The sequence below is a fragment of the Anaerostipes sp. MSJ-23 genome (genome assembly GCF_018918155.1).
Lineage (GTDB): Bacteria > Bacillota > Clostridia > Lachnospirales > Lachnospiraceae > Anaerostipes.
In genome coordinates this window covers 53,407-63,160 of record NZ_JAHLPY010000016.1, presented here as the reverse complement: position 1 = coordinate 63,160, position 9,754 = coordinate 53,407, and the positions used below count along the sequence as shown (strand labels likewise).

9 protein-coding genes and 1 pseudogene are annotated in these 9,754 nt (G+C 36.3%); 7 read left to right on the top strand and 3 right to left on the bottom strand.

The features are described 5' to 3' along the window. A pseudogene (locus tag KQI71_RS10075) lies at window positions 1-792 on the bottom strand (IS91 family transposase); the annotation flags it as partial. A 412-nt stretch (window positions 793-1,204) separates the two neighbouring features. Here KQI71_RS10075 and hypB point away from each other — a divergent pair. The 4 genes from hypB (at window position 1,205) to KQI71_RS10055 (ending at window position 5,678) form a co-directional block, all read left to right on the top strand. After that, window positions 1,205-1,876, top strand: coding sequence for a hydrogenase nickel incorporation protein HypB (hypB, locus tag KQI71_RS10070; protein WP_216435877.1), 672 nt, complete (start codon window positions 1,205-1,207; stop codon window positions 1,874-1,876). Window positions 1,877-1,912: 36 nt separating this feature from the next. After that, window positions 1,913-4,720 carry an FAD-dependent oxidoreductase gene (locus tag KQI71_RS10065; protein ID WP_216435898.1) on the top strand — a complete coding sequence of 936 codons (2,808 nt, stop codon included), beginning with the start codon at window positions 1,913-1,915 and terminating at the stop codon, window positions 4,718-4,720. Window positions 4,721-4,722: 2 nt separating this feature from the next. Next, the gene (locus KQI71_RS10060; protein WP_216435875.1) at window positions 4,723-5,067 is read left to right on the top strand and encodes a hydrogenase maturation nickel metallochaperone HypA; all 345 of its coding nucleotides are present in this window, start codon (window positions 4,723-4,725) and stop codon (window positions 5,065-5,067) included. A gap of 95 nt (window positions 5,068-5,162) precedes the next feature. Further along, window positions 5,163-5,678 (top strand): VanZ family protein, encoded by a 516-nt coding sequence (locus KQI71_RS10055; RefSeq protein WP_216435873.1) that lies wholly within the window; start codon window positions 5,163-5,165, stop codon window positions 5,676-5,678. On the opposite strand, the gene KQI71_RS10050 is transcribed toward KQI71_RS10055, so the two are convergent. After that, window positions 5,675-6,376, bottom strand: coding sequence for a DeoR/GlpR family DNA-binding transcription regulator (locus tag KQI71_RS10050; protein ID WP_330655400.1), 702 nt, complete (start codon window positions 6,374-6,376; stop codon window positions 5,675-5,677). The genes KQI71_RS10055 and KQI71_RS10050 overlap by 4 nt on opposite strands. Before the next feature lie 248 nt (window positions 6,377-6,624). Here KQI71_RS10050 and KQI71_RS10045 point away from each other — a divergent pair, with 248 nt between their 5' ends. Together KQI71_RS10045 and KQI71_RS10040 are read left to right on the top strand one after the other, a co-directional pair. Beyond that, complete coding sequence (locus KQI71_RS10045) at window positions 6,625-7,521, top strand: sugar phosphate isomerase/epimerase family protein (protein WP_216435871.1); 897 nt, start codon at window positions 6,625-6,627, stop codon at window positions 7,519-7,521. An 84-nt stretch (window positions 7,522-7,605) separates the two neighbouring features. Next, window positions 7,606-7,989 (top strand): NifB/NifX family molybdenum-iron cluster-binding protein, encoded by a 384-nt coding sequence (locus KQI71_RS10040; protein WP_216435869.1) that lies wholly within the window; start codon window positions 7,606-7,608, stop codon window positions 7,987-7,989. 19 nt (window positions 7,990-8,008) lie between these two features. On the opposite strand, the gene nudC is transcribed toward KQI71_RS10040, so the two are convergent. Further along, complete coding sequence (gene nudC / locus KQI71_RS10035) at window positions 8,009-8,962, bottom strand: NAD(+) diphosphatase (protein ID WP_216435867.1); 954 nt, start codon at window positions 8,960-8,962, stop codon at window positions 8,009-8,011. A 228-nt stretch (window positions 8,963-9,190) separates the two neighbouring features. Here nudC and KQI71_RS10030 point away from each other — a divergent pair, with 228 nt between their 5' ends. Continuing rightward, window positions 9,191-9,712 carry a 2'-5' RNA ligase family protein gene (locus tag KQI71_RS10030; protein WP_216435865.1) on the top strand — a complete coding sequence of 174 codons (522 nt, stop codon included), beginning with the start codon at window positions 9,191-9,193 and terminating at the stop codon, window positions 9,710-9,712. The last annotated feature ends 42 nt before the right edge of the window (window positions 9,713-9,754 follow it).

The following is a 9,754-nucleotide window of genomic DNA, read 5'->3' as shown; positions in this document are numbered from 1 at the left end:
CGTGACGATTGTAATGGAAAGAGACAAGATCACCCGTATAAGAATCGATTCTGGAAGTGGCAATGACAGGGCGACCAAGATACCGACCGATATATTTGGTAACAGTCTTAGGATCACAATGGTTCGGTTTAGCATAAACATAGAAGCCGTGTTCATGTTCAAGATAACATCTGGCAGAAACTTTTTTAAAAGAAGGACCGATGCGGAGTAACATTTCTTTGAGGAGAGCAGTACGAAAAGCATTGCGAAGAAAAGGATAGTTGAAATGAGAAACATTACGCCAGAAAGCATGATCACTGTAACCGCCTTCGGAGATGAGACAATGGATATGAGGATTCCATTTGAGATCTCTGCCGAAAGTATGTAGGACCATGATAAAACCAGGGGTAAAGTTTTTATGTTGATTCATTTTAGAAAACATACGAAGGATGACATTGGAGACAGAATGAAAGAGATAATCAAGGAGAGAACGATCCTGCAAAAAGAAATCACGGAGGGATTCATCGATGGTAAAAATACAGTGGCGGTGTCTGACATGAACGAGTTTAAAAGACATAGAGGTAGTACGTTCCATGAGTATTTATTGCCACAGGTAGGACAGAAACGACTGTGACAGCGGAAAGGAACAAACTTGAGATTTCCGCAGTGGGTACAGCCATACATGGCACCACCAAAAGAAGGATCACCACAGTTGATCATCTTATCGATATTTTTCATCTCAGCAGGTCTGGGATGAAGAGTATATTTCATTTCTTCATAATGATCTGTAAAGATCTTTTGTAGGATATTCATGATTCTATTATGAAGGAAAAAGGCCAAAAAAGAAACCTACCTCTCAAAAATGAGGGGCAGGGGAGTTGAAGGGGCTGTAAAATAAGTCCCTAATCAAAGAACGCTAGTTTTCCGGCAAATGTCGGTTCTGGCGTTCCTTGATTTTATGGTTCTTGTTGCATAAAAACTGCCAGCAGATAAATTTCTGCTGGCAGGAAAAATTTATATTTTTTCAATTGTCTACTTGACGGGGAGCAGTTCAGTTTTTTTACAGCCCCTTTTTTTATTTTATGGGAAATAAAAACTTTTAATGTCAAGAAAAATCCAACATATTTAGTTAAAATGTATAAAAAACATTTGATAAATTGACGAAAAATATACAAAATGCTACAATAACAAAAAGATAACAATGAAAGAAAAGGAGGAAGAATATATGGGGGAATTCAGAGTTTTAGAAATTAAGCAAAGTATATTTGCGGATAATGACAGACGTGCGAAGGAGCTAAGAGAAGAATTGAAAGAGAAAAAAGTGTTCCTTTTAAATTTGATGTCTTCTCCTGGATCTGGTAAGACAACAACATTACAAAGAACGATTGAGCTATTAAAAGAAAAGCTTCAAATCGGGGTGATGGAAGCGGATATTGATTCAGATGTAGATGCGGCAACAATTTCAAAAATGGGTGTCAAAACGATTCAATTACATACAGGCGGCATGTGTCATTTAGATGCTGGTATGACAGCACAGGGACTTGCAGGTATTGAGGCGGGATCTCTTGATCTTGCAGTTCTTGAAAATGTTGGAAATCTTGTCTGTCCAGCAGAATTTGATACTGGAGCAGTAAAAAATGCCATGATTTTAAGTGTTCCGGAAGGAGATGATAAGGCACTGAAATATCCATTAATGTTTTCTATATGTGATGTTGTTTTAATTAATAAAATTGATGTGTTGCCATACTTTGATTTTGATATGGAAACGTGTAGGAAAAATATTCTGATGAGAAACCCGAAAGCTAAGATTATTCCAATTTCTGCCCGTATAGGAGAGGGAATAAAGGAATGGACAAAGTGGTTGGAAAAGGAAGTAAGGCAATGGCAAGAATCGTAATGTAAGGCAGCAAAGAAAGGAGATGTAGCTATGGATATGAATCAATATAATGAATGGCCAGCAAGACACAAAAACGATAAAAACCCAAGTCCGAAGATTATTGCACTTGGAAAGAAAATCACAGATGTTGCTGCTCATAAGTTAAAAGGTGTTAAAGTGGAAGATCCAGAATACTGGGGATTGGCTGAAATTATCACGGAAGAAATGGCAGAGATTGGACTTTCTATGAAACTTAGAACGCCATATACCTTTCAGGAAATGTGCAAGATAAATCATATTGATCATGCAGGAGAGGAAAAATTTCGAAAACTTTTGGATGAGATGAGCTATATTGGGCTTTTGGAGTATGATTATGGATATCATTATGATCATAATGGACGTACAAAGGAACAAACAGAGCGTAGATATATTCTTCCGATGTTTGTTCCAGGATCAGCCGAATTATTTAATATGGAAGAGACACCAGATGGCAGTAATCCAAGGTTAAGAGATCATCCGGATGTTGCATCTTTTTTTGAAAGAATGACGTTTATTCCATTGGCAGGAATTACACAGATGGTTCCTCCAGGGGGTGCGGGAATTGGTATGCATGTAATTCCAGTAGAAAAAGCCATTTCTATGGAAAATCAGTCGGTGGATCTTGAACATCTTTCTTATTGGCTTGGCAAATATGAAGGAAAAATTGGTGTCGGGCGTTGTAGCTGTCGGGCTTCAAGAAAGGCAATTGGAGAAGGATGTGCAGACGATGATTATGGTTGGTGTATCGGTGTTGGAGATTTTGCAGATTACTGTAGAGAAACTGGGAAAGGACATGATATTACAAAAGAAGAGGCATTAGAAATTTTAAAGCGTGCAGAAGATAATGGGTTTGTTCATCAAATAACAAATATTGATGGGGAAAATAAGATTTTTGGTATTTGTAATTGTAATGTAAATATTTGTAATGCTCTTCGAACTTCACAGTTGTTTAATACACCAAATATGTCACGTTCTGCCTATGTTGCTCATGTAGATAAAGAAAAATGCGTAGCATGTGGACGTTGTGTAGAGTATTGTCCAGCAGGAGCAGTAAAACTTGGGCAAAAGTTATGTACAAAGGATGGAAAATCGATTTGTTATCCCAAACAGGAACTTCCGGATGCAGTGAAATGGGGACCAGAAAAATGGGATCCAGATTACCGGGATCATAATAGAATCAATTGCCATAAGACGGGAACAGCTCCGTGTAAGACTGCTTGTCCAGCACATATTGCTGTTCAGGGATATTTGAAAAAAGCAGCACAGGGAAAATATAAAGAAGCGTTGGCGTTGATTAAAAAACAGAATCCATTTCCAGCTGTGTGTGGACGTATTTGTAATCGTCGTTGTGAGGATGCCTGTACGAGAGGCAATATTGATCAGGCAGTTGCAATTGATGCAGTAAAAAAATTTATTGCAGAGCAGGATTTAAAAGCAGAAACAAGATATGTTCCTCCAGTTGTCATTCCGGCAAGCATTCATAAAGAACATTGGGAAGAAAAAATAGCAATTATCGGTGGAGGACCATCAGGACTGAGTGCAGCGTATTATCTTGCAGAAATGGGATATTATCCAACCGTATTTGAAAAAAATGAATGTTCTGGTGGTATGCTTCGTTATGGAATTCCTTCCTTTAAACTTGGAAAAGAAGTGATCGAAGCAGAAATTGATGTAATGCGTGAAATGGGAGTTGAAATAAAAACTGGTGTTGAAGTTGGAAAAGATATTACTTTAGATGAACTTCGAAAACAGGGATATAAAGCATTTTACATAGCAATTGGATGCAGCGAGGGACGGCTGCCTGGAATTAAAAATGAAAGATCAGAAGGATGTATGACGGCGATTGATTATTTAAAGCAAGCAAATACTGGAAATACAACTTATGAGGGAAGAGTAGTCGTAGTTGGCGGAGGAAATGTAGCAATAGATGCTGCCAGAGTTAGCAGTCGAAGTGGTGCTAGGAATGTGACACAGTTTTGTTTGGAATCAGAAAGAGAAATGCCGGCTTCTATGGAAGAAATTTGCGAGGCAAGAGAAGATGGAGTTGTTATTCAAAATGGATGGGGGCCAAAAGAAGTACTTGTAAAAGATGGAAAGGTTTGTGGAATTACATTTTGGAAATGTCTGTCCATTTTTGATTCTGAGCATAAATTTCATCCGGTTTATGATGAAAAGCAGATTTTGAATGTTGCATGTGATCGTATCATTTTTGCAATCGGACAGCAGATTGTATGGAAAGATTTATTAAAAGGAACAAAAGTAGAGTTAGGACATGGAGATAGACCATTGGCAGATACACTTACTTTTCAGACGAAGGAATCAGATATTTTTGTAGGTGGAGATGTTTATACCGGACCTAAATTTGCGATCGATGCAATTGCACAAGGGCATTATGCTGCAGAATCCCTACATCGTTATGTACAAGGCGCTCATATGACAATCGGACGCAATCGATGGGAGTTTTTAGAGCTCGATAAAGAAAATATTCGAGTAGAAAGTTACGATCATACATCTAGACAGATAGAAGAGAAGGACTTGGGAATTCCTGAGAAATCTTTCAAAGATAGGAATCTGACGTTGACAGAAAAACAGGTAAGAATGGAAACTGCCAGATGCCTTGGATGTGGGGTATCTGTAGTAGATCCAAACCGTTGTCTTGGTTGTGGTATTTGTACTACAAAATGTAATTTTGATGCCATTACCCTTCACAGAGATCATCCGGAATGTACGAAAATGGTAAGGGCAGAAGATAAATTTAAACATATCATTCCTTATCAGTTAAAACGAGCAGCAAAAATCGCAATTCACAGGAAAGGAAAAAATTAAATATGCATGAACTTGGAGTTGTCTTTTATGTGATTCGTGATGTAAAAAAAGTAGCCAAGGAAAATCAGGTAGAAAGTATTGAATCGGTAACACTGGAAATTGGAGAAGTATCAGGAGTTGTTCATGAATATTTGATTGACTGTTGGAATTGGGCAGTAAAAAAAGAACCGATGATGGATCATGCCAAATTGAAAATAGAAATGATACCGGCACTTACTTATTGTGAAGATTGTAAAGGAACATATAAAACTGTCCGATATGCCAAGATTTGTCCATACTGCCAGAGCGAACATACTTATTTAATTCAGGGAAATGAATTTAACATTAAGGAAATGGAGGTGACATAAGTCATATTGTAAGAAAAATGAAAGAAAAATATTGGGAAATTCTCCATTTTTGTTTGTTATTTTATAGTTAGAAACAACAAGGGAGGAAAGGAACAATGAGGGAAAAAAGAAGGGGATGGATAAAAGGTTTATTTTTATTTTATATGGTCGTTATGACATGGATCATCTTATTTAAGATGAGTTTGTCCCTTGATGGGATTGGAGATGGGATAAGAAGTTTCAATCTGATTCCATTTAAGGGGGCAATGATAATAAATGGAAGAATGGATATATTAGAGATGATAGAAAATATTTTGATTTTCTGTCCATTTGGGATTTATGCTGGGGTGTTATGGAGAGATTGGAAGATAAAAGAGAAAGTATTCGCTTTTTTTTCTGTCAGTTTGATTTATGAAATTTTACAATATATTTTTGTAATTGGAAGAAGTGATATTACAGACTTAATGGAAAATACAATAGGAGGAATTTTCGGTCTTGTGATTTATTTTTTATTATCAAAAATGTGTAGGAACCAGGAATGGACAGAAAAAATCATTCTTGTTTGTGCATCTTTTGCTACAGCGGCTATGACAGGACTAATCGTTGTTATTTTCAAAGTAAATGGTTTTTAATAAACATATTCAATATTGAATGCTTCAAAATGATGAATAAATTCTTCTGGTGGTTTTTGATCGCTGACGATAACATCAATTTGGTCGAAGTTTAGTGTCTGGAAATAGCCGACTTGTCCATATTTGGAAGTATCCATAAGCAGAATCGTTTTATCTGCATTTTCACAAAAAGTTTTTTTGACGGGGACTTCCTCTTCGAATGTTTCCATACTTCCATATTGCATATTCAGACAGTATCCAGAGGTAATAAAAAGTTTCGCATGACGTTTTTGAATGAAATCAATGGCCTCATATCCAAAAGTTGCATCGTGTTTTGGACTGTAAGTGCCACCCATGCATTCAACAATGATATTTTCGTTTTTGGATAAAACATGAATTGCTGGATGCCCATGGGAGAGAACTCGAAGGTTATGGAAATTTGTTAGTTCTTTTGCCATGCAGTAACAAGTACTTCCAGAATCTAGAAAAATATAGTCACCGTCATTGACATAAGCGGCCGCAAGTTGTGCAATATAAGTTTTTTCTTTTAGATGAGAACGGCTTCGATACGCAAGTGGCCATTGATTATGCTTGTCTGCAAGATAAGAAGCACCTCCGTGATTTCTATAGATCAATCCTTCTTTTTCCAATTCACGAAAAGCTCTTCGCACCGTTGGTTCGCTGACATGAATTTGTTTCGCCATATCTTTGACTGTTATAAAATTTTTTTTGGGAAAGGTGATTTAAAATCTGTTCTCGTCGTTCTTGATTCATGAATAAAATCCTTTCAATATAATATTTTAAAATAATTGTATCATGCGAATGATCAAAAATAAATGATCGAAACGTTCAAAATAGTCATTGATTTTTGAAAATTTGTCAATATAAGCGCCATATATTTTCAAAATGATCGTCTCATGGTACGGTAGTTTTGTCAGGAAGATGTCATGGAAAGGAGTTAGAAATCATGAAAAATCCCATTGGATTACAAACTGCATACTGGAGTGGAACAAATCCTAAACAAAATATACATCAAATAATTCGTCTTACAAAAGCGGCTGGTATGGATATTATAGAATTAAAAGCAGCAGACTTTGTTTCATTGTCTGCTCTGGAACGTAGTGATTTAAGAAAAGAAATAAAACAAGCAGGGCTTTGCATTACAGTAAATGGAACAGGATTAAGACCACAAAGAGATATTTCAAGTTCCAATATAGAAGTTCATAAAGCAGGAATCCGGCATTTAAAATATATGATTGATCTATGCAAAGAGATGGGAGCCATCTATTTTTCAGAAATTCCATATGGATTATGGAATACAAAACCGGAAGGAAAAGATGTAGCAGAGATTAAGAAAATTCGTACAGAAAATGCCATTTCTGGGTTAAAGGAAGTGGCAGAACATGCACACAAAACAGGCGTGATTCTTTGTATGGAGATTGTAAATCGTTTTGAGCAATATATTGTAAATACGGTAGACGAGGGAATTGCACTGTGTCAGGCAATTAATAATGAAAATTGCAAACTGCTTCTTGATACTTTTCATATGAATATTGAGGAAGACTATATCCCTGATTCCATTCGCAAAGCTTCCGAACAAGGATGTCTTGGATATTTGCATCTTAGAGAATCCAACAGAAGAATTCCTACAGGGAAAAAGAAAAGTAATATTGATTGGTCAGCGATAGCTAAAGTAATTCATGAAATAAAATTTAATGGTCCAATGGTTATGGAACCGTTTGTTCTTAGTCAATCTCCGTCGGCAGAATCTGTTTCCTTGTGGAGAACTATAAAAGAGGAAGAAGATATCAAAGGACTCGTAACAGATGAAAAAGATGGTGCAGATTATTTAAGAAACTTATAAATTTCATAGCATTGCTTTGTAAATACGAGCGTGTTACATTATTTTAGGATAGATATAATGAATAAAGATAAAGGAGTTCGGACTATGAAAATTGCAGTAACTTATGAAAAGGGCCAGATTTTTCAGCATTTTGGAAAGACACAAAGTTTTAAAATTTATGAAGTAGCAGATCATAAGATCATAAACAGCAAAGTTGAGGAAACAAATGGAGCAGGACATGGAGCCTTAGCAGGTTTCCTTTCGGATAACGGCATTGACATATTAATTTGTGGAGGAATTGGGCAAGGGGCAAAAAATGCGTTGTCAACAGAAGGAATAGTATTATATTCTGGTGTATCTGGCTATGCGGATGAGGCAGTTTCTGCATATCTGAAAGGTGAACTTGTATCAACGGATGTAACCTGTAATCATCATGGGGAACATGAAAAAGGACATTCCTGTGGTGAGCATGGGTGTGGACAACATTAAGAAAAAACGGAAGAGAAGATTAATCTCTTCCGTTTTTAAATACTTGCATCATTTCATTTGTAAGGCTAAAATCATCTGGCTGCAGAACGATTTCATCTCGGGTTTTCCACTCGGCAAGTTTTAATTCTGATTGATCCATATGGATATCAGTATTGCCATCTACATCGCAGTAAAAACCGGCAAGTAGGTCATCAACAATGCCCCATGGCTGAGATTTATAATAGCAGATATTTTTTACACGAAGACCTGTTTCTTCCATAACTTCACGTTCTACGGTTTCCTCCAGAGTTTCTCCGATTTCAGTAAAACCAGCTACAAGTGCATAATGAGAAAATCCTGTTTTATATTTGGTTACGAGAATTTTATCTCCGTTTCGTACTCCAACAATAACGGCAGGTACGATGCGAGGATAAAGGATATGGCCACAGGATGGACACTTCAGTGCACGTTCCGTAGAGGAAGGAATGGTTGAATGTCCACAACGGCCACAAAAACGATTATTTCTGTACCAATTATAAAGTTGGAGACCTGTAATTGCTGCAAAAATTCGGTGCTTTGGACCGATTTCCATTTTTCGAAGTTCACGTACGCTTTGAAAAGCATATCCTTCTGGTAATTCTTCTGGTTGTTTGTTTAATAGAAAGTAGTTCTCTTTATCAATAGAAAAAAGATACGTTAGAGATTCTTCGGTAACGGAATGGTCCTCTGAAAAATCACTTAGTCTAGGAAAGGAAAGAAACAGGGGTTCTTCGTTTAGATGATAAGGCCTTGCAAGGTTTTTCCCATCTCCGGTATGAACCATTTCATCGAGGGAAAATAAATCTTCTTTTCCTATTTGGCGCATATCATCATGACTTAGCAGCTGATGCAGGAGACCATCTTTTGTGAAATATAAAATGATACTATCCAAAGTGGCCTTAGCATTTGTTTTATATTGATTATTTAATTTATGTGGGTAAATATCTTGTATCATAGTTATACGAAATTCCTTTCTTAATTTTATTTTTCTCATAGGTTCTGTTTCAAAAATAATTTTATCATATGAAAAGATGGAACGAAAGAATCGAGATGTATTTTCCTGTGGGGATCATAACCCAAATGGACAAATTGCATACGTTTTGTTATAGGAACCTTTGTTTTTTGCCATTTTTTAAAAAATTTTGTATAGTAAAAGAAATATAAAAAAAGGAAGGAAGAAAATATGTATTTAATATCAGCTTATTTTGATCGTCATGCGCAGAAGGTACTGAATCGTTACATTCGAGAAATTGCAGAAGAAACCGGAAATACATTTATGACAGATCATCAGGTGCCTGCACATTTGACGATTTCTTCTGTTGAAGCAAGAGGCGGAGAACTTTTGATTCCATATGTAGAATTGCTTAGAAATCGAGTAAAAAGCGGAAAAATTCAGATTGTATCTGCAGGAATGTTGTTTCCTTATGTTTTTTATGTAACTCCTTTATTGAATGCATATTTGCAGGACTTGTCTAAAAAAATTTATGATTGTGTAAAAGATATTCCAGAAGTAAGCATTAGTAGATTTTATCGTCCAATGCAATGGCTTCCGCATATTACGATGGGAAAAAAATTAACAAAGGAACAGATGAAGATTGCTTTTGAAGTTATGCAGAAACAGTTTGCGCCATTGGAAGCAACAGTGACACAGATTGGTCTTGCAAAAGTGAATCCACATAAAGACTTGTGGACGTTGGATTTATAAAAAGGGGGGATTTTTTGTATCATTCGAAAAGGTTTTATAAAT